Source organism: Massilia sp. UYP11, assembly GCF_050434805.1.
In the GTDB taxonomy this organism is placed as follows: Bacteria; Pseudomonadota; Gammaproteobacteria; order Burkholderiales; family Burkholderiaceae_D; genus Telluria.
The window spans coordinates 53,999-74,397 of sequence record NZ_JBNDJE010000001.1 but is presented as its reverse complement, the minus strand read 5'-3'; the positions used below and the strand labels follow the sequence as shown (position 1 = coordinate 74,397).

Annotated in this window: 15 protein-coding genes and 2 pseudogenes; 8 read left to right on the top strand and 9 right to left on the bottom strand. The window is 66.8% G+C overall.

Annotation, left to right across the window (positions count from 1 at the left end):
* Nucleotides 1–52: 52 nt before the first annotated feature.
* Nucleotides 53–934, bottom strand: a complete 882-nt coding sequence (locus ABIB38_RS00360; RefSeq protein WP_429200768.1) for a universal stress protein — start codon at nt 932–934, stop codon at nt 53–55.
* Between the two features lie 331 nt (nt 935–1,265).
* Between ABIB38_RS00360 and ABIB38_RS00355 the strand changes: the two genes are divergently transcribed.
* The 3 genes from ABIB38_RS00355 (at nt 1,266) to ABIB38_RS00345 (ending at nt 5,679) form a co-directional block, all read left to right on the top strand.
* Nucleotides 1,266–2,357 (top strand): porin, encoded by a 1,092-nt coding sequence (locus tag ABIB38_RS00355; RefSeq protein WP_429200767.1) that lies wholly within the window; start codon nt 1,266–1,268, stop codon nt 2,355–2,357.
* Nucleotides 2,358–2,438: 81 nt separating this feature from the next.
* Nucleotides 2,439–3,590, top strand: coding sequence for a serine hydrolase domain-containing protein (locus tag ABIB38_RS00350; protein ID WP_429200765.1), 1,152 nt, complete (start codon nt 2,439–2,441; stop codon nt 3,588–3,590).
* Nucleotides 3,591–3,672: 82 nt separating this feature from the next.
* The gene (locus tag ABIB38_RS00345) at nt 3,673–5,679 is read left to right on the top strand and encodes an ATP-binding protein (RefSeq protein WP_429200764.1); all 2,007 of its coding nucleotides are present in this window, start codon (nt 3,673–3,675) and stop codon (nt 5,677–5,679) included.
* Here ABIB38_RS00345 and ABIB38_RS00340 read toward each other — a convergent pair.
* The 7 genes and pseudogenes from ABIB38_RS00340 to ABIB38_RS00310 all read right to left on the bottom strand — a co-directional run bounded on the left by ABIB38_RS00340 (nt 5,661) and on the right by ABIB38_RS00310 (nt 15,089).
* Nucleotides 5,661–6,677, bottom strand: coding sequence for a Gfo/Idh/MocA family protein (locus ABIB38_RS00340; RefSeq protein WP_429200762.1), 1,017 nt, complete (start codon nt 6,675–6,677; stop codon nt 5,661–5,663). The genes ABIB38_RS00345 and ABIB38_RS00340 overlap by 19 nt on opposite strands.
* Nucleotides 6,674–7,123 (bottom strand): annotated as a pseudogene (locus ABIB38_RS00335) (heme-degrading domain-containing protein); the annotation flags it as partial. The pseudogene ABIB38_RS00335 and the gene ABIB38_RS00340, both read right to left, overlap by 4 nt.
* Nucleotides 7,124–7,204: 81 nt before the next feature.
* Nucleotides 7,205–8,839, bottom strand: a pseudogene (locus ABIB38_RS00330) (glycoside hydrolase family 9 protein); the annotation flags it as partial.
* Nucleotides 8,840–8,844: 5 nt separating this feature from the next.
* Nucleotides 8,845–10,185, bottom strand: coding sequence for an MFS transporter (locus ABIB38_RS00325; RefSeq protein ID WP_429200760.1), 1,341 nt, complete (start codon nt 10,183–10,185; stop codon nt 8,845–8,847).
* Nucleotides 10,178–11,212, bottom strand: a complete 1,035-nt coding sequence (locus ABIB38_RS00320; RefSeq protein WP_429200758.1) for a glucokinase — start codon at nt 11,210–11,212, stop codon at nt 10,178–10,180. The genes ABIB38_RS00325 and ABIB38_RS00320 overlap by 8 nt, the downstream gene beginning before the upstream one ends.
* A 31-nt stretch (nt 11,213–11,243) precedes the next feature.
* The gene (locus tag ABIB38_RS00315; protein ID WP_429200756.1) at nt 11,244–12,587 is read right to left on the bottom strand and encodes a GH1 family beta-glucosidase; all 1,344 of its coding nucleotides are present in this window, start codon (nt 12,585–12,587) and stop codon (nt 11,244–11,246) included.
* 78 nt (nt 12,588–12,665) lie between these two features.
* Nucleotides 12,666–15,089: a TonB-dependent receptor gene (locus tag ABIB38_RS00310; RefSeq protein ID WP_429200754.1), complete on the bottom strand. Its 2,424-nt coding sequence runs from the start codon at nt 15,087–15,089 to the stop codon at nt 12,666–12,668.
* A 287-nt stretch (nt 15,090–15,376) separates the two neighbouring features.
* On the opposite strand from ABIB38_RS00310, the gene ABIB38_RS00305 reads away from it, so the two are divergent.
* The 3 genes from ABIB38_RS00305 (at nt 15,377) to ABIB38_RS00295 (ending at nt 18,940) form a co-directional block, all read left to right on the top strand.
* Nucleotides 15,377–16,387 (top strand): LacI family DNA-binding transcriptional regulator, encoded by a 1,011-nt coding sequence (locus tag ABIB38_RS00305; protein WP_429200752.1) that lies wholly within the window; start codon nt 15,377–15,379, stop codon nt 16,385–16,387.
* Nucleotides 16,388–16,628: 241 nt separating this feature from the next.
* A complete protein-coding gene (locus ABIB38_RS00300) occupies nt 16,629–17,054 on the top strand; it encodes an organic hydroperoxide resistance protein (RefSeq protein WP_429200751.1) in 426 nt (141 codons plus the stop codon).
* 725 nt (nt 17,055–17,779) lie between these two features.
* A complete protein-coding gene (locus tag ABIB38_RS00295; protein ID WP_429200750.1) occupies nt 17,780–18,940 on the top strand; it encodes an MFS transporter in 1,161 nt (386 codons plus the stop codon).
* Between the two features lie 89 nt (nt 18,941–19,029).
* Here the strand turns inward: ABIB38_RS00295 and ABIB38_RS00290 are convergent, their stop codons facing one another.
* Complete coding sequence (locus tag ABIB38_RS00290) at nt 19,030–19,854, bottom strand: cupin domain-containing protein (RefSeq protein ID WP_429200749.1); 825 nt, start codon at nt 19,852–19,854, stop codon at nt 19,030–19,032.
* A 55-nt stretch (nt 19,855–19,909) separates the two neighbouring features.
* Here ABIB38_RS00290 and ABIB38_RS00285 point away from each other — a divergent pair, with 55 nt between their 5' ends.
* Together ABIB38_RS00285 and ABIB38_RS00280 are read left to right on the top strand one after the other, a co-directional pair.
* Nucleotides 19,910–20,095 (top strand): hypothetical protein, encoded by a 186-nt coding sequence (locus tag ABIB38_RS00285; protein ID WP_429200748.1) that lies wholly within the window; start codon nt 19,910–19,912, stop codon nt 20,093–20,095.
* Nucleotides 20,088–20,399, top strand: a complete 312-nt coding sequence (locus ABIB38_RS00280) for a hypothetical protein (protein WP_429200746.1) — start codon at nt 20,088–20,090, stop codon at nt 20,397–20,399. The genes ABIB38_RS00285 and ABIB38_RS00280 overlap by 8 nt, the downstream gene beginning before the upstream one ends.

The window sequence follows — 20,399 nt, the reverse complement described above, 5'->3', positions numbered from 1 at the left end:
TCCTTCGGGGCAGTGCGACATATAGCGGCGCGCGCAGAGGCGCGGGGCGATTTCAGTTTTTTTCATTCTCATCATATTCTCCAGGGCGCACAGGGGGACGCACAAGCAGCGTGTCGCACACGACTGCCTGCAGCAGGTATTCACTGCGGCTACCGGTCAGGAGGCGCATCAGCGCCGATTCTTCGTGCAGGCCGAGCACGACCAGATCGATGTCATTATCCACTACATGGCGCGCCAGCTGCGAAGCGGGTTCGCCTTCGCCGATCGCCGGGTCGACCAGTTCGCGCGCTCCGGGCGGCAGCGCGCAGCCTTCCAGGAAGCGCATCAGCGCCGCATGCGGCGCGTCGTCCGGCGCCAGGGCGTCGGAATCGTGCGCATGGAACACGGTGATCCGGCGCCGCGGGAACAGCCCGGCCGCGGTTTCCAGCGCCAGCTTCGAGGCCGGCGTGAAGTCGGTTGCGACCATGATGCGGCGGTAGGGGCCGCGCACGCGCTGGCGCACCGCCAGCAGCGGTTGCGCCAGGCCGCGCGCCAGTTTCTCGACGGTCGACCCGAGCAGCAGGTCACCCAGGCTGTCGTGCTGCGAGGCGCCGGCGACCACGATGGCGCCGGGCAGGGTGGCCGCGCCGTCGAGGATGGCGGCGGCCGCCGGACCGGCGGCGAAGCGCTGGGTGACCTGCAGGGGCGAGCCGGCGAATTCACGCGCAAACTCCTCGCGCGCTGCGCGTTCCTGGTGTTCGCGCCCGGCGTCGGCGTCGAGCCATTGGAGCACGTCGCCGGGCGCCTGGGGTGCGTCGTGCACCGTCAGGACCACCAGCGGTATGGAAAATTCGTCGGCCAGCTGCTTGGCGCGTTCCAGCGGCCGATCGCAGCGGGCGCTCAGGTCCGTCGCAAGCAACAATCCGGGGGGCGTAGTCGGGCTGGGATCTGGCATGCGCCGCCTCATGGAAAGTCTTGTCGGAAGGCGACACTCTACCGTAGTTGCCGACCTGACTACAACGCGTTTCTTCAGTTATTTCGAATTTACTTCGGATAACTCCGGATGCGATACAGCATTTTCGCTCATCATCGAGCGGCAACCATGTCGCAATCCCGCCGCAATCCCGCCGCAATTGCACGTCAAGCGCCGACGTCGAGCGGCGGCGCGGCGCAGGTCGGGCAATCCAGAGCGGCCTGGAACCAACACGATCGGGGGATGGATCCCCCCGATTGGGGATAGGCCGGGACGGGCCGCATGGCCAACAATTCTCGCAAGGAGGGTCACGATGAGTAGATACTTGCGCCGCAGTGTGATGGCGCTCGCGGCATGCGCGCTCGCCCAGGCCGAGGCCCAGACCCAGGTCCAGTTCTATGGCCGCCTGAACGTCTCGGCCGAATACATGAAGGCGTCCGCCAGCGCCGACGGCCCGCGCCTGAGCCAGCAGCGCTTATCGAACAACCGCTCGGTGCTGGGCTTTCGCGGCAGCGAGGTCCTCGGGAATGGGGTGAGCGCCATCTTCCAGGTCGAGGCAGCGCTCGCGCCCGATACGGGGGCCGGCGAACTCGCGCGGCGCGACACCCGCGTCGGCCTCGATGGCGACTTCGGCACCCTGTTCGCCGGCCACTGGACCGCCGCCTACAATGGCGCCACGTCCAGCCTCGATCCGTTCTATCCGACGACCGCCGGCTATACGAGCATCATCGGCAACGGCTCGGCCGCGTCGACCGACAACGTCGGCAACACCTCGTCCTTCGACCGGCGCCAGGCCAATTCCATCCATTACTGGAGCCGGCCCTGGAATGGCCTTGGCCTGCGTCTCACGCATGGCCTGGCCGAGGAGCGCCCGGCCAGTGGCGCCAAGCCGTCCATGACGTCGGTCGCGGCGGTCTATGAGCAGGGGCCATGGTATGCCGCGCTGGCCCACGAGCGGCACCACGAATACCAGGGGCCGGGATTGAGCGACAGCGGCGCCAGGCTGGCCGTGGCGCGCCGCTTTGGCGACACCCGGGTGGCGCTGCTGGCCGAACGCCTCGAATACGAGACGGCCGCCGGCCGCCTGGATCGCAATGCCTGGTATGTCTCGGTCACCCATCAGCTCGGAGCGCACGGCCTGCGCCTCGCTCTGGCGCGCGCCGGCGACGGCGATGGCGCGGACGGCAACCGGGTCGGCTTCATCCGCGGCGGCGCACGCACCGGCGCCACCCACCTCACGCTCGGCTACGAGTACACGCTGTCGAAGCGCACCGCGCTGCATGCCTACGTCACCCACCTCGACAACGAGGCCAACGGCGCCTACGACTTCGGGATCAACGGCCTGGGAGCGGCGCCCGGCGCCACCTTGAAGGGCGCCGCGCTCGGCCTGCGCCACGCCTTCTGATCCGGGCGATTGTCCGGCGCCGAGCATGGCGCTACACTTGGTTTTTCTGTCGTCAATACCGGAATGCGAGAGGAAAAGCCGATGAAAACGCTGTTTATGGCAGTCGTGGCGCTGTTCCTGGTCAGCTGTTCGGGCGCGCCGCGCGGGCCCGATCCTGGCTTTTCGGACCGCGACATCACGGCCCTGATGGCGCGCGAGAAGGTGGTGGGATTGGCGCTGGCGCTGATCGACGAGGGCCAGGTGGTCAAGGTCGCGGCCTACGGCAAGCGCAATCTGGAGCGCGACCTGCCTTTGGCGCCGGACACCGTCATGTATGGCGCTTCGCTGACCAAGACCGCCTTCGCCTACATGCTGCTGCAGCTGGCCAGCGAAGGCCGGCTCGACCTCGACGCTCCGCTCACGCGGCTGCTGCCCAGGCCCTTGCCCGACTACCGCCTCGGCGAGCGCAGGGATTTCAGCGACCTGGCCGGCGACGAACGCTGGCGCCGGCTCACCCCGCGCATCCTGCTCGCGCACGCGGGCGGCTTCGCCAACTTCCGCCGGCTCGAGCCGGACGGCAAGCTGCGTTTTCACTTCGACCCCGGCGCGCGCTATGCCTATTCGGCCGAAGGCATGTACATCCTGCAGCTGATCGTCGAGCAGGGCCTGGGGCTCGACGCCGGCCGCGAGATGCAGGTGCGCGTATTCGACCGCCTGGGGATGCCCAATACCGGCATGCGCTGGCGGTCGGACTTCGCCGCCAACCTGGCCGACGGCTACACCATGGACGGCAAGATGGAGCCGCACGACCAGCGCAGCGCCGTCACCGCCGCCGGCTCGATGGACACCACGATCGCCGACCAGGCCCGCATGTGGGCGGCGCTCGTGCGCGGCGACGGCTTGAGCCCCGCGCTGCGCGCCGAGATGGTGCGCCCGCAATTGCCGATCCTGAGCGCCGGCCAGTTCCCGACCCTGGCGTCGCGGCCCGGCGCGCCGGTGCCGGGGCTGGCGGCCGGCCTGGGCGTGGTCACCTTCCAGGACCGCAGCGGGCGCGGATGGTTCAAGGGCGGGCACAACGACAGCACCGGGAACATGGCAATCTGCCTCGAGGCGCGCCGGCGCTGCCTGGTGATGCTGTCCAACGACGTGCGCGCCGAACGCATCTTCCCCGCGATCGCACGCCTGGCGCTGGGCCGGAACGACATGCCGTGGCGCTGGGAATACGGCTGGTACGGGAGCGCGCTGCAGCCCTGACGGGTTGGTTGGCGGCATCCGTGCCCGCTTGACGAGCCGGGACTGGTAGGATGGACGGGCATCGTCCACCATCCACCTGCCCATGAAGACTCTTTTGTCCCGGCATGCTATTCCGGCCGGCGCCACGCTGGCCTGCCTGTTGCTCGCCTTCACCGTGCTGGCCGGCTGGAGCCTGCAGTCGACGGCGCTGATCGGCGCCCCCGCCGGCTTCCCGCGGATGTACCCGTTCACGGCGGCCGGCTTCGTGTGCGCGTGCGCCAGCCTGCTGCTGCAGCTGCATCCGGTGCGCGCCTTCGCCCGCGCCAGCCGCGCGCCGGCCATGCTGCTGGTGGCGATCGGCGCCGGCAGCCTGGCGCTGCGCGTGTCCGGCTGGGCGCCGGCGCCGCTGTCGCTGGGGCTGGGCAGCGCGGCCAGCGCCTGGAGCCTGCCGGCGCCGCTGACCGCCGGCCTGCTCGCCGTGCTCGGAACCAGCCTGGTCCTGATGGACGTGCGCCGCACCGTCGGCATCGCCCAGGCGCTGGCCGCCAGCGTGCTGCTGTTCTCCGTGCTGACCCTGACCGGCTTCGCCGCCGAAGAGACCTTCCTGTACCAGCTGCTCCCTGGGCGCGGCACCTCCCTGCGCACCACGCTCGCCTTCATGCTGGCCTCCGGAGCGGCGCTGGCGCTGCGTCCGGACCAGGGCATGATGGTGGCGCTGGTCAGCCCCACGCCCAGCAGCCGCACGCTGCGCCGGCTGATGGCGCCGCTGCTGCTGGCCCCGATCGCGCTGGGCCTGGTCGCCACCGCCGCGGTGCGGGCGGCGGCGCCGGCCATCGACTTGACCACCATGATCTGGCTGTTCGTGTGGGGCCTGCTGGTGATCCTGATCGCCGTGGTGTGGCGCTTCGCCTATCAGCTGTACCGCCAGGACCTGACGCGCGGCCTGGCCGAGCGCGAACGCAACGAGGCGCTGCAGGCGCTGCGCCTGGCGGATGAGCGCAAGAACGAGTTCCTGGCCATGCTGGCGCACGAGCTGAGAAATCCGCTGGCGCCGATCAGCACCGCCGCCGGCCTGCTCAGGAGCGTGTATGCGAGCGATCCGGTCGCGGTCCGGCGCACCAGCGAAATCATCGCGCGCCAGGTCGACCACATGGTGCACCTGGTGGACGACCTGCTCGACGTGTCGCGCGTCACGCGCGGCATGATCGAACTCAAGCGCGAGCGGGTCGACCTGCGCCAGGTGGTCGGCGCCGCCCTGGAACAGGTGCAGCCGCTGCTGGACATGAAGCGTCACCGCCTGCGCACCGCGCTGCCTGCTACCCGGGTGCTGGTCGAGGGCGACGCCAAGCGCCTGATCCAGGTGCTGGCCAACCTGGTCAACAATGCGGCGAAATACACGCCCGAGGAAGGAAATGTGCACGTGTCGGTGCGGATCGAGGGGGCGCAAGCGGTGCTGGCGGTGCGCGACGACGGCATCGGCATCGCCCCCGAACTGCTGCCGGACATCTTTGGCCTGTTCACCCAGGCCCGGCGCACGCCCGACCGGGCCGAGGGCGGCCTGGGCCTCGGGCTGGCGCTGGTGCACAACCTGGTCGAACTGCACGGGGGGCGCGTGCGTGTCGAGAGCGCCGGGCCAGGCCACGGCAGCACGTTCACCGTGACGCTGCTGCGCGTGGAAGAGGCATCCATTCCGGCGCCGGCGGCGCCGGTGCAGACGGGGCGTGCGCACGGCGTGTGCGCATCGAGCGTGCTGGTCGTGGACGACAACGTCGATGCCGCGGCGTCGCTGGCGCTGCTGCTGGAGGCGGAAGGCTATCGGGTGGACGTCGAGCACGCCCCGGCGCCCGCTCTGCAGCGGGTATTGACGGGCGTTCCCGACGCCTGCATCCTCGACATCGGCCTGCCCGACATGGACGGCCGCGAACTGGCGCGCCGCATCCGCGCCGGGCTGGGCGAACGCACGCCGCTCCTGATCGCGCTGACCGGCTACGGCAGCGACGCCGACCGCCAGGCCGCGATGGACGCCGGCTTCGACCACTACCTGGTCAAGCCGGCCAATATCCAGCGGCTCGAGTCGCTGCTGGCGAAGTCTCAGGCGTCGCTCGGATAGCGCAGGCCGATCTGCTTGCGGATCGTGTCGAGCAGGCCCATGATCGCCAGCGTATCGTCGTGGGTCATGTCGGGATGCTCGAGCAGTCCGTCGCGCAGGCACTGTCCGGCGGCGATCGCCTCGTGGGTATAGCCGTTGCCGAGCCAGGGCGTGGCAATCGTGCGTGAAGAGCCGTCCAGCAGGTCGACCGTGACGCTGTCGGTCATGTGGAACATGCGGTGCATGCGCACGCTGCCGCGCGTGCCCGACACCACCAGCTCGCCCGGCGCGCGCGCCCGCAGCGAGCAGCTGCAGATCGACAAGGCGCCGCCCGCGTGGCGCATGGTGAAGGCCGTGGTGAGATCGACACCGGTGTCGCCCATGACGGCCTGCGCCTGCACCGCCTCCACCCGGCCCAGCAGGGCGCAGGCGATCGACAGCGGATAGATGCCCAGGTCGAGCAGGGCGCCGCCGCCCAGGGTCGGATCGTTGACGCGGTGGGCTGGGTCGGGCGTGGCCGAAAAACCGAAGTCGGCGTGCAGTTGGGTCACGGCGCCGATCTCGCCGGAGGCGATGATGCGCTTGACTTGCGCCAGGGCCGGCATGAAGCGGGTCCACATCGCCTCCATCAGGAACAGCTTGTTGGCCCGCGCCAGCGCCACGACCTCCCCCGCCTCGCGCCGGTTCATGGTGAACGGCTTCTCGCACAGCACCGCCTTGCCGCCGCGCAGGGCGAGCAGGGCGTTGGCGGCGTGCATCGGGTGCGGCGTGGCGATATAGACGATGTCGACGTCGGGCGAATCGACCAGCTCCTCGTAGGCGCCGAACGCCAGCGGCATTTCGGAGGGTGACTGCGCGGAGGGTGACTGCGCGAACTGCTGCGCGAAGGCCTGTGCGCCTTCGCTGCTGCGCGAGGCGACCGCTGCGAGCCGGGCGTCGGGCGTGGCGCGCAGGCCGGCCGCGAAGTCGCGCGCGATGCGCCCGGTGCCGAGGATGCCCCAGCGGATGATGCGCGTCACGGCTGCCCCCCGAACGCCAGATGGTCTTTCAGCGCGGCCACCACCAGCGCGTGGTCGTCCGCGCCGGGCAAACCCGACACCGTGACCGTGCCGACCACGCCGCGGCCGCGCACGACGACCGGATAGGCGCCGCCGTGGGCCGCGTAGTCGCGCATGTCGAGACCGGGCAAGCTGTCGTGGTCGCCGCCGGCCTGGCGCACCTGGTGATGGGTGTAGAAGGAGCTGTGTCCGGTGCGCCTGACCAGGTTGTTCTTGCGCCGGATCCAGTCCGCATGGTCGGGCGAGGCGCCCGGCATCGCATGCGCGAACAGGACCGTCTCGTCTTGCCTGATCTCGACCGTCACGGGCCGGCCGGCACTGCGCGCCCGCGCCACCAGCGCCGCGCCGAGGGCGGCGGCGGTGTCCCCGTCGAAGCGCTCGAACTGGAGCTGTCGTTCTTCCTGCAGCAGGGCGTCGAGCGAAACGGTGGGTTCCTGGTTCATGGTCGATGGCGTGAGCACGGACAGCGCCGCGCTGACATAGACCAGCGGCGCATTCCAGTTGATGGCGACTTCGTTGGCGGCGTAGCTGCAGTCGTGATCGATATACGACAGCGCCGGCAGCTTGCTCGGGTAGGGCGGGCACTCCTTGGCATCCTGCTGGCCGGGATTCGGGCCGCCGGACAGCCAACCCGGCACCGGGGCTGCGACCCCATCGGCCATCGAGGGGCGGTGGTGCGGATGCTGGAAAGGGCGCGCGCCGATGCCGGTGACGAAGGAGTAGCCGGTGGGATTGCGGCCCAACACATAGTCGAGGCTCGCTTGCGCGGCGTGCAGGTAATCCGGGTTCGGCTTCAGGCGATACGCCTGCAGCAGCATCATGCCCTGGTTCAGGACCACCGCATTGCTGCCCCAGACGAAATCCTTCGGCGTCATCGCCAGCCGATAGGCGCTGCCGCGCCAGGCATTTGCCAATTGCGCGGCCAGGCCGTCGATGCGGCGCTCGACCAGGTCGCGCTCCAGGCCGGGCGCCAGGCGCGCACGGTGGTGGGCCAGCGACATCCAGCCCAGCGCCGCCACGTCGCCCCAGGATGGCGTCGACAGCGCGGCGTCGTGCTTCAGCAGCGCCGTGGCGTAGCGCCGGTCGCCGGTGGCGATGAACAGCTCGGCGGCGGCCCAGGCGAATTCGTCGCCGAGTTGCGCGTCGCCGTATTCGCCAGTGGCGACGTCCTGCGGATTCTTGAAGGCGAGCTCCGGATGCTTCTCCGCCCAGCGCCACGCCGCCTGCGCCGCCGCCAGCATGCGCGCCGCCATGCCCGGCCACTTCGCCTCATGGCGCGCCAGCACGCGGCTGGCCGTGGCCATGGTGGCGGCGAAGTCGAGCGCCGCCGCCGTGCCCTTGGCCACGAGGTAGCGCGGGGTCGCCGCCACCGCGTGCGGCATGACGATGCCGTCGAAGCGCAGGTTGGTGAGCTTGTGATACACGCCGCCGTCCGCCGGGTCCTGCATGGTCAGCATCCATTCGAGGTTCCACATCGCCTCGTCGAGGATGTCGGGCACGCCGTCGCCCGACTCCGGAATGCCGGTGTCGCGCTCGAAGAATGCAGGGTAGTGCTCGAGGGCCGCCAGCAGCGTATACGTCGAGATGCCAGAATTGACCACGTACTTGTTGTAGTCGCCGGCGTCGTACCAGCCCCTGGGGCTGGATAGCACCGTGCCCGCGGGCCGCGCCGGCGAAGCGGCCGAGGCATGCACCAGCACCTTGTCGTCGGGGTGCCCGGCCGGGCGCGCCCAGGCGCCGGCGTATTTCGGGTCCAGCGCGATCGCGCTGCGGTTGAAATAGAAGGCCTTGAGGGCGGCGGCGTTCAGGGCGCGGTAGCCGTCGGCGTTCACTGCGAACGGGTCCGATAACGGGAGCCCGGGCATCCTGATGCGGTAGGTCCCCGGCCGCGTCAGGGCGCTGAAGTCGAGCACGCGCACCGTTTCGCCGGACGGCTCCCAGCGCAGCGCCGGGCCCGCCGTGCCCTTGAACGCGGTCTTGCCATCGGCGTCGACGACTTCGAAGGCGCCGGCCTGCGCGACCACGGCCAGCTTGTGCGCCTGCGGCAGGAAGCCGACCTGGTTGACCTTGATCGCCTGCGCCGAAGCCGCGCCCGCGGCGAGCCACAACAGCGGCAGTATCATCCTTTTCATGCGGGTACCGCCTTTCCTTCTGCGCCGGAGTCCGGCTTGGTTTTCGGCTGGCCGCCGTCGGCGTGGTGGAACGGCGCGAACCAGGTGGCCAGGAACGATGGGATGGTGGCGACCATCACCAGCGCGAAGTAGCCGACGTAACCCATCATCTCCTGCAGGTGGCCGCTGATCACGCCGGTGACCATGCCGCACAGGCCCATGAGGCCCGTGCCGAAGGCATAGTGGGTGGTGGTGTACTTGCCCGGCGCGAGCTGCTGCATCAGGTAGATCATGAAGCCGACGGCGCCGAAGCCGAAGAAGAATTTTTCGATCGCGACGCCGAGCGTGATCAGGACCAGGCTCGATGGCATGGTGAGCGCCAGCACCAGGAAGGCCACGTTCGGGATGTTGATCGCGCAGCACAGCACGAACAGCGTCGCCTTCAGGCCGCGCCTGGCCACGTACAGTCCGCCCAGCAGCGAGCCGACCAGCACCGCGGCCAGACCGTAGGTGCCGTAGATCAGGCCCAGCATCTCGTTGGACAGGCCCAGGCCGCCCTTCGAGGCGGGATCGACCATGAAGAACGGGCCGATCTTTTCCAGCAGGCCCACGCTGAAGCGGAACAGGAAGGCGAAGGCGATCATGCGCCACACGCCGCGCTTCTGGAACAGGGTGACGAAGGCGTCGAGCAGGATGCGGCCTGCGTCCCTCACCGAAGTCGGCGTGTCGGCCGCGCGCGCGCCTTGCGGCATGGTGCGCCAGTGCCACAGCGCCATCAACAGGGTCAGGCCACCGACCAGCAGGAAGATGATGCGCCAGGCGTCGATCCAGTCCGGCCCGAACACGGCGGGATCATGGCCGAAGACGTTCGTGTGCAGGTAGCCGGAGAGATAAACCATGCCGCCGGCGGCCACGATCGGGCCGATGTTCCAGGACAGGCTCTGGACGCCGCAGTACAGCGATTGCGCGCGGGCGTCGAGCGAGGTGACGTAGACGCCGTCGCTGGCGATGTCTTGGGTCGCGCCGATGAACGACAGGGCGAAGAAGATCGCCATCAGGAAGCTCATGTAGCCGGGCAGTTCCATCAGCAGCGCGACCCCGGCGAAGCCGGCGCCGATCGCCACCTGCGCGCACAGTACGAAGAATTTCTTGGTGCGGTACATCTCGACGAACGGCGCGAACAGCGGCTTGACGGTGTACGCCAGGATCAGCAGGCTCGAATACTGGGCGGCGCGGCCGTTGTCCATGCCCAGGTTCTTGAACATGATGGCGGTGACGCTGGTGAGCATCACGTAGCCGAGCGCCATCGTGAAGTAGCCGGTCGGCACCCACAGCAGCGGGGAGGCGATTTTATGCATGGGCGGACTCCGTGCGCGCATGCCGCGTCATGGGGCGCTCTTGCGCCAGGTGATCCGCCAGGGTATCTGCCAACATCGCCGCCGCGCCCCGCAGGGCCGGCGCCGGCGCCGTGATCAGCCAGGTCGGGATGCGCGCGGTGAATTCGCTGAAGCGGCCCTTGCGCTCGAAGCGCGGGCGGAACGGCGAGTCGACGAAATAGGCGCCCAGGCGCGGCACGACGCCGCCGCCAATATAGATGCCGCCGCGCGCGCCGAGGGTGACCGCCAGGTTGGCCGCCACCGTGCCCAGCATGCCGCAGAAGCAGTCGATCGCTTCCAGCGACAGGGCGTCGTCGCCGGACAGGCCGCGCGTCACGATGTCGGACGGCGACAGGTCCTTGTCGGTCGCCATGCCGCGGCTCATGGCCAGCGCCTCGCGGATCAGCACCAGGCCGGGTCCGGAGACGAAGCGCTCGGCCGAGACGTGGTCATAGCGTTGCCAGGCATGGCGCAGCACGGTCACCTCGCGCTCGTCGAGCGGCGAAAAGGCGACGTGGCCGCCTTCGCTATTGAGGGGAATCCAGCGCTTGCCGCTTGGCACCAGGCCCGAGACACCGAGGCCGGTGCCGGCGCCGACCAGGCCGACAGTGCTGCCAGCCAGCGCCGTGCCACCGCCGACCTGGGCCAGGTCGGCCGGCTGCAGGGCCGGCAGCGACATCGCCAGCGCCGTGAAATCGTTCACTACCAGCAGCGTCTCCAGGCCCAGCGCACGGCGCGCCGCCTCGATCGAGAACGCCCAGTGGTGGTTCGTCATGCGGATGGCGTCGCCGTCCACCGGATTGGCGATGGCGATCACCGCGTGGCTTACCTTCGTATCGGCGAGCGCCAGGTACAGGCGCACCGCGTCTTCGAAGCGGGCGTGGTCGGCGCAGGCCAGCGTCCGCACGGCCTGGATCGCGCCCGGCGCCGTCTCGAGCGCGAAGCGCGCATTGGTGCCGCCGATGTCGGCCAGCAGGCGCGGGCCGTCGGGATAGGTGTTTGTCTGCATGTCTCCTCCTCGTCGCTCTTGTGTGTGGCGATCAAGTCTTGATGCGATTGGCGATGAACTCGCGATACCACAGTGCGCTGTCCTTCAGGGTGCGCTGCTGGGTCGCATAATCCACGTGCACGATGCCGAAGCGCTTGGCGTAACCCGAATTCCACTCGAAGTTGTCGAGCAGGCTCCAGAGGAAGTAGCCGCGCACGTCGACGCCGGCATCCATCGCCGCCTTGAGCGCGGCCAGGTGGCTGCGCACGTAGGCGATGCGTGCCGGATCGTGGACCCGGCCATTCTCGACCACGTCGGGATTGGCCATGCCGTTCTCGGTAATGTACACCGGCGGCAGGTCGGGATACTCGGCCTTCAGCTTGACCAGCAGTTCGGGCAGGCCTTCCGGGAAGATCTCCCAGCCCATGTCGGTCACGCCGTGCCTGGCCGGCGGCGGCACCGGCGGGTTAGCGGCGCTGCACCAGCTGCGAAAATAATAGTTCGAGCCGAGGAAGTCGATTTTCTGCCGGATGATGTCGAAATCGCCGTCGGCTACCACCGGCGCGTTGGCGCCATGGCCGCGCAGGGCCAGTTCCGGATAGCGGCCCTTGAAGATGGGGTCCATGAACCACTGCACCGAGCGCGCGTACTCGAATTCGGCCATCGCGCGGTCGGCCTCGGAACCGGTGGCGGCGTCGGCCGTCCACTGGTTCAGCACGATGCCCAGTTGCGCCGTGCCGCCCGCCTCGCGCATGGCGCGCATGGCCAGTCCGTGCGACAGCAGCAGGTGGTGCGAGACCTGAATCGACTGCTTCAGGTCGGTCACGCCCGGCGCGAACTGGGCGTTGCCGTAGCCGAGGTTGGCCGTGCACCACGGTTCGTTGTGGGTGGCGATCGCCTCGATGCGGTTGCCGAAGCGGCGCGCCACTTCATGCGCGTAGTCGGCGAAGCGGTGCGCGGTGTCGCGGTTCAGCCAGCCGCCATCTTCCTGCAGGCCTTGCGGCAGGTCCCAGTGGTAGAGGGTGGCGTGCGGGCGGATGTTCTTTTCCGCCAGCGCGTCGAGCAGGCGGTCGTAGAAGCCGAAGCCGGCCTCGTTCCAGGCGCCCTTGCCATCCGGCTGGACGCGCGCCCAGGCCATCGAGAAGCGGTAGGCGTCCACGCCCAACGAAGCCATGATGGCGACGTCTTCGCGGTAGCGGTGGTAATGGTCGCAGGCGACAGTGCCGTCGCTGCCATCCTTGATGTTGGCCTTGTTCTTGCAGAAGGTGTCCCAGATCGACGGGCCCTTGCCGTCGACGTCGTGCGCGCCTTCGATCTGGAAGGAGCTGGTGGCCACGCCCCAGGTGAAGTCGGATGGGAAGTCGTTGTGAAAGTCGAAGTCGGGACTCTTGGTCATGGAAATCTCTAATCGCGGGGCGAACCCGCGTAAAAAACAAAAAGCAGGCCCGGGGGAGTGGGCCTGCGGTGCTGCGGCTCAGAAATCGAAGCCGGTGTTGATGCCGACGGTGCGCGGCGGCTTGTACTGCGCCAGCCACGGACCGAAGCTGTTGAAGGCGCTGGTCTTGATCTTCTTGTCGCTCACGTTGCGGACAAAAGCGTCGACCCACCATTTGTCCTGCTGGTAGCGCAGGCCGACGTCCGCGCTGGCATAGGCTTTCTGGCGGTCTTCCGGTCCGAGGTCGAACACGCTCAGGCGCACCTCGTCCTCGTAGCGCGCCGTGATGCGCGGCACGATGCTGCCGCCGTTGGCCAGGCGGAAGGTGTGCTGGTACTGGACCGTGGCCGAGAACTTCGGCGCGTGCGGCAGTTTGTTGCCGGTGACGTCGAGGCAGTTCGCGATGCGCGGATCGACCGTGCACGGCGGCAGCGCGTAGTCGTTCGAGCCGGCGATCAGGTGACCGAGCTTGGTGTCGAGCACGGCCAGCGCGATCGACAGGCGGCCGTCCCGCGCGACGCGGGCGGCGATCTCGGTTTCCAGGCCGTACACCTCGGCGCCGTCGGCGTTCTCGATGGCCAGGCCACGGCTGCCGTCCGCGAAGCTGACCGGCGAATTGAACTGGAAGTCCTTGAAGTCCATGTAGAACAGCGCGTTGTTGATGCGCAGGGCGCCGTCCAGGAAGGTGCTCTTCGAGCCGATCTCGTAATTGGTCAGCGTCTCGGGCTGGTAGGGCAGGCCGCGGTCCTGCACGCCGCCCGACTTGTAGCCGGTGGACACGCTGGCATAGACCATATTGTTGCGGTTGATGTCGTAGTTCAGGCGCACCAGGCCGGTGGCCTTGTTGTCGCTGTAGCGGCCGTCGTTCGGCACACCTTCGACGTAGCCGTTGACCGGGTCGCGCGGGTCGATGTGCGGGTTGAGCGGCACTTGCGGCGCGCTGGCGTCATTGCCCCAGGTGTAGCCGCGCCCACCGGTGTGGACGCGCTTGTCGTGGGTGTAGCGCACGCCGCCGGTCAGGTGCCAGGCATCGGTAATGTTCCAGGTGGCCTGGCCGAACACGGCCGAGGTGTCCACGGTCTGCTTCGGCTGGATGAAGGAGCCCTGCCAGTTCACGGCGCCGTCCGGGGTGCCTCTCATGCCGGCGATGTCGAAGCGGACGTCGTTCTTCTCGTTGCCATAATAGGCGCCGACCTGCCAGTCGACCTTGCGCGTGCCGGTCGACTGCAGCAGCAGCTCGTGGCTGTGGCTCTTGTAGTTGGAGTCGACCGTGGTGTGTTCCTGGAAGATGCCGCCGGTGGTGATCGAGGTCGGGACGACGGTGCCGCCATCCTGGTCGAAGCGCATGTCGCCGCTGTACTTGGACCAGCCGGCCACGTACTGCAGCGCCACGTCGGGGCTGATGTCCCAGCTCAGGCGGCTGCGCACGTTGTGGCTGTCGCGGTCGATCCACGGGGCGCTGTCGGACAGGGTCGACCAGTGCTTCTTGCCCGCGCGCGGGACCTGCATCAGGTTGGCGCTCGGGGTGCCGCGGTCGATGAATTTTTCATAGGCGATGTCCCAGCGCACGTTGGGCGCCAGTTGCCACAGCAGCGACAGGCGCGCCGCGCTCTGGTCCTGAGCGCTGTACTTGTCACCGCCCAGGACGAAGTGGTTCGGGTTGATCGGACGGAAACCGGCCGGATCGGCGCCGGAAGCCAGATAGGCGGCGCGTTGCGACTCGACCGACGGGTTCTGGAAGCGCTGGTAGTCGACGTAGCCGTCGTGGCGCTCGTGCACCACGGCGAAGCGCAGCGCGGCATTGTCGGCGAGCGGGATGTTGACCGCGCCACGCACGCCCAGGCGGTTGTAGTCGCCGATGCCGCCCTCGAGGTAGCCGGCGCTGCTGTTCAGTTCCGGCTTGACAGTCTGGATGTTGACCGCGCCGACGGTGGAGTTGCGCCCCCACAGCGTGCCTTGCGGGCCGCGCAGCACCTCGATGCCCTCGACGTCGAACAGCAGCGCGGTGGCGCCTTCGGCGCGCGGCGAATAGACGTTGTCGACGAAGGACGCCACTTCGGGGTCGGCATATTCGGTCTTGGCGCTGTCGTTGCCGATGCCACGCAGGGTCATGGTGGTGACGCCGTGGTCGCCCTGGGCGGTGGCCTGGAACCCCGGCACCAGCGCCACCACGTCGAGCATGGTCTGCACGTGGTTGTCCTGCAGGGTGGCGGCGCTGAGCGCGGTGACCGCGATCGGGGTGCGCTGCAGCGAGGTCGAACGCTTGGTGGCGGTGACCTTCACTTCGGCGATCTGGCCGTTGTCGACCACCGCGGGCGGCGTGGCGGCGGCAGCGGATGCCGGGTCGGATGCGCTCTGGGCCTGGGCGCTGCCGATGCCGGCGAGCAGGGTCAGGATGGCGAGGCGGATGGGGGTGGACGACGAAGTGCGCACTGCGGCCCCCACGGGCGTAGTCATGGTCATTGCTTGTCTCCGAGTATTGTTTTATGCGTACATCGTGGGCGCTGAGAGCGCTAACAAATGGATCGCGAGAAATCGATTTCATAAATTGTGAAAACGGTTTCATAGTAATTTCGTCCGTAAAAAAATGTCAATGAGAATTTGTGAACACGCTTGCCGGGTTTGTTGCATCTCAACGACGACCCTTCGATGAAAAGGGTGTCATGCCGCCGCGCGTTCTATCCTTTCCGGGTGAGTATCGGTGATATACTTCAAGCAACTATCTGCCTTGTATGAGTCCGGAACGCATCATGAAAAACGTCGAGAGCAGCACCAGCACCCTGTACCAGGTCGCCAGCGCTGCCGGCGTCTCTCCCGCCACGGTATCGCGCTTCCTGAACGGCACCGCCAAGGTGTCCGAAGACAAGCGGCGCACCATCGAGCGCGTCATCGATGAGCTGAACTACAAGCCGAACCGCCTGGCGCAAAGCCTCAAGATCGGCAGCACCCGCACCATCGGCGTGCTGACCCAGTCGTTCGAGAGCGGCTACTTCAACCGTGCGATGGTCGGCATCGAGGATGCGGTCAAGGCGTCCGGCTATGCGCTCCTGATCATGAGCGGGCACTGGCATGCCGACGAAGAAGCCGAGCGGGTCGAGCTCCTGATCGGGCGCCGCGTCGACGGCGTGGCGATCCTGACCGGGAACATGAGCGACCAGCAGATCCTCGATTTCTCGAAGCGGGTGCCGATCGTCGCCTTCGGGCGCGACGTCCAGGGCGCGCGCGCCCACGGCTTTTGCCTCGACAACTACCGCGGCGCCTGCGAGGCGGTGGAATACCTGATCGCGCAAGGCCACCGCCGCATCGCCCACATCGCCGGTCCGGACGACCACCGCGACGCGCGGGCGCGCCTGGCCGGCTACCACGACACCCTGGCCAAGCACCGGATCGAGGCCGATCCGCGGCTGGTGGTGGCGGGCGACTTCAGCGAATCCGGCGGCTTGCTGGCGCTGAATGGGCTGCTGGCCGCCAACCAGCGCTTCAGCGCGATCTTCGCGGGCAATGACCTGATGGCATATGGGGCGCGGCTGGCCCTGTACCGGCGCAATATCCGGGTGCCCGAAGACATCTCGCTGGTCGGCTTCGACGACCTGGAAAGCTCGATGTATACGACGCCGCCCCTGACCACGGTGCGCCAGCCGCTGTACGACGCCGGGATCGGCATCGGACGCCGCATGCTGGCGATGCTCGCGCACGAGCAGCCGGAAGGCGAGGTGCCGCAACTGAGCCTGATCGTGCGGGAATCCGTCAGATTGCTGTGAGCCGGGCGCAGGCGCCCGGTTACATCCGGTAACATGTAGCTGGAAATATAGCTTGCTATTAAATAGTGAGCTATGTAATATCCTTTCCATGGCAGCGCCGAACGGACCAGCAAACGGGTCGGCGGCCAGGGCAGCAATGCATCATCGACAGCATTATCAAGGCTTTTAAATAGTGCACTATAAAATAGTGCTTTAGTAAACCTGGTGGCAAGCGCCGCCAACAATGACAAGGAGTTTTATCATGGCAATCGACAAAGTCCTCTACCGTGCAAGCGCCACCGCCTCGGGCGGCCGCGAAGGCCGCGCCGTTTCCCCGGATGGCGTGCTGGACGTGAAACTGACCACCCCGAAGGAACTGGGCGGGGCCGGCCTGCCAGGGACCAACCCCGAACAGCTGTTCGCGGCCGGCTATTCGGCCTGCTTCCTGGGCGCGATGAAATTCGTCGCCGCCCGCGACAAGCTGACCATCTCCCCGGACGTGTCGGTGGAGGGCAGCGTCGGCATCGGTCCGATCCCGACCGGTTTCGCCATCGACGTCGTCCTCAAGATCAGCTTGCCCGGCGTGCCGGCCGATGAAGCGCAAACCCTGGTCGACCGCGCGCATATCGTCTGCCCTTACTCGAACGCTACCCGCGGCAATATCGATGTGACCCTGCAACTGGTGTGATGCGCCGCTCCCCGGGTAGCCGGGGAAAGGGGAACCTGCCAATACGCCGTTCGCCAGACTGAATTGGTAGCGTACGATTTAATCGTGAATATGGTCAGTCTGTCGCCACTGTCGCCAAATGATCCGTTTATGCGCCGAACTGAAAAAGCACCTGGCCCATAAAGTGCGTTAGCCCCCTGATCGGGCCGCCTGAGGGCGGCCTTTTTTGCGCCGTCAGGCGGGCCGATCAGTGTCTCTGATGCCGGTGGATTTAACAATTGGGGAAATATTCCCCGGCTGGAGGGAAGCAATTAACAGCGATCCACGATCATGAACACGGGCCGGTCACGGCAGCGTTCGCATTGATTGAGTCATACGTCGTGGCACACCACGTTCACGCCGTTTTTGGAAGAAATATGCTGCATTGCAGCGATTTGAGCTATCTGTCCGATGCTAACGTTCTCGGCAATAAATGGTTACATATGTCGCTAAATCCTTACTTCTCCATGCGAAAGCAGTGTTTATTTAGCACGTTTTCATGTGCGCCTGGCAAGTAAGTTGTCATCTTTGCGTCAGCGCAATACAACGGTACGATATATTTTTCCGCACGGAAAACCAAAGCGAAAAAAGGGTTTAGAATTGCCGTCCATCAGCTTCCTGACGTAAATATTTCAGACACGTTCGGGCTGTAAAAAGCACTCTGGCAATTACTTTATATCTCAAGAAATTTAACAATTCGCGCTTCCATGCAAACCACTGCTTCTGTTTCACGTCGTTCGTCTTCCGTACTCGTACAAGCCCAGCTGTTCTCGCTACCGGTCGTATTCGCCCTGTTCGGTCTGATCATGGGCTCGTGGGCCGGCCGCATTCCGGCCTTGGCTGCTGGCGTCAACATCTCGCATGCGGCGCTGTCGATGGTGTTGCTGTGCGGCGGCCTGGGCGCCGTGATCTCGTATCCGATCTCGTCGTTCCTGATGGGCCGGTTCGGCGCGCGCAAGACGCTGATGATGTCGGGACTGGCCCTGCTGTGTGTCCTGGTCTCGATCGGCATGGCGCCGGACGTGTCGCGCCTGATGATGGCAGTCCTGATGCTGGGCATCACCGCCAGCACCTTCGACGTCGCCATGAACTCGGCCGCCGCCCGCCGCGAAAAAGCGAGCGGCAAGTCGGAAATGTCGCGCCTGCACGGCCTGTGCTGCGCCGGCGGCCTGGTGGGCGCCACCCTGGGCAGCCTGATGGCCAGCATGAAGATCGCGCCGGCCACCCACTTCCTGATGCTCGCCGGTCCGCTGGCCGTGTTGCTGTGGCTCGCCGTCAATCTGCTGGAAGCGGATGAAGCCGGCGTCAAGGTCGAGAAGAAGAAGTTCGCGCTGCCGCGCGGCCCGCTGGTCCTGCTGGGTCTGCTGGGCTTCTTCGGTTCGATGGCCGAAGGCAGCATCGCCGACTGGAGCGGCCTGTTCCTGAAAGAGCACTTCGGTGCGTCGGACGGCCTGGCGCCGCTGGCACTGTCCTCGTTCTCGGTGATGATGCTGATGTCGCGCATGGTCGGCGACAAGATGAAGGAACGCCATGGGGCCAAGCGCCTGGTGACCCTGGGCGGACTGGTCGCGGCGTCGGGCCTGTTCTTCGCGGTGCTGGCGCCGAACGCCTACGTCGCCCTGGGCGGCTTCGCGATCGCCGGCGTCGGCCTGGCCCTGGTGTTCCCGTTCGTGTTCAGCGCCGCCGGCGCGCAGGGCCCGGCAGCCCTGGCGGCGGTGGCCAGCATGGCCTACAGCGGTAGCCTGATGGGACCGCCGGCAATCGGTGCGGTCGCCCACTTCGTCGGCATGCAGGCAGCCATCGCCTACGTCGGCGGCCTGTCCCTGGTGATCGCCATGGTGGCGTGCCGCACCCGCCTGCTGAAGTAACCGGTTTGGCGGCCTGGCTGGCCGCCGGCATGTTCACAACGCAGACGCGTCCGCAAGGGCCGTCTGCGTCGTCGTTGGCGCTGTCTGGATCAGCCGGCGACCCGCTTGAGCCACTCGCGCGGCGAGGCGCCCATCATCGTCGTGAAGGCGCGCGTGAACGTGGATGGGCTGGTGTAACCCGTGCGGCTGCTGACCTGCTTGACCGGCATGCCTTCGCGCAGCAGGCGCGTGCCGACGCCGATGCGCCAGCGTGTCAGGTATTCGCCAGGCGGGACCCCCATCACGTCGCGGAAGCGCTCGGTGAACGCGGCGCGCGACATGCAGGCGACCTGGGCCAGCGATTGCAGGCTCCATGGTTCTTGCGGCCGCTCGTGGATGGCTGCCAGCGCCAGGGACAACTGGCGGTCGGACAGCCCGGCCAGCAAGCCCACCGACAGCCTGCCGTTGTCGAATTCGCGGCGGATGACCTGGATCAGCAGCACATCGCACAGGCGGTCGACGATCATGTCTGAACCATGGTCTTCCTTGCCCGCTTCGTCGAACAGAAGGTCCATTGTGCTGCGCAGCCCATCGATTTCCGCAAGGGGAATGACCAGGCACGATGGCAGCACGCGCGCCAGCGGATTGCTCAACCCGTCCTGGAACGTGATGTGCGCGCACAGCAGATTGGCGGATTGGCCGGGACGCACCTGCAGGGCGTGGTTATCGCCGCGCGGATAAAACAGCAGGCTCGGCTCCGTGATGCTGACGACGCCACCGTCGTCATGCACGAAGTCCACCGTTCCGGAGCGCACCAGGTGTAGTTGCCCCGAGGTCCCATTTCCGATGAAACGATTGCCGTCGCAAAACGTGCCGTTGTAGAAAATACGGGCGTTGAAGGACTGACGACCAACCATCGATGACAACTTATCCATAAACATTTAATTTCGACTGAGTGACAGCTATTCTGGACGAGTGACGGGTTTCTGCGTGGAACTTGATGAAAATTCACGCGAAATACAACGCTTGTCGGCAATCGCCTTGTTACCTATTCACTCCATTAACAATCAACGCATCAAGCACGTGACCACCGCCGTGGTCGGCGTGCTGATCCTGCTGCCACCGCCGTTGGCGCCACCGGTTTCATACCACCCAACGCGCGGTATACTTGCTTGAAAACCTCGCTCTTCGCCCAGCCAACCAGCAAACTGCTGTATCCAGCATCGAACTGCGCATGGAGATGAAACACAGCCGTATCCTGCAGGCATTGCAACATAACCCGGAAAACCGGTTTGCGGCGCTTCATGGCCGTCCGCTATCGGTTCATAGTCAGTTCATGACGAACAATGGTGAAGCATTGCGCAAGGAGATCGCCAACGTGCGCGACAGTGTCGGTTATTCCGACACAAGGCAAGTGCTCGGACACTGGGCCGACCAGGCAAATCACATGCTGGGAAGAAGATCAATTCGGTCTGGGTGA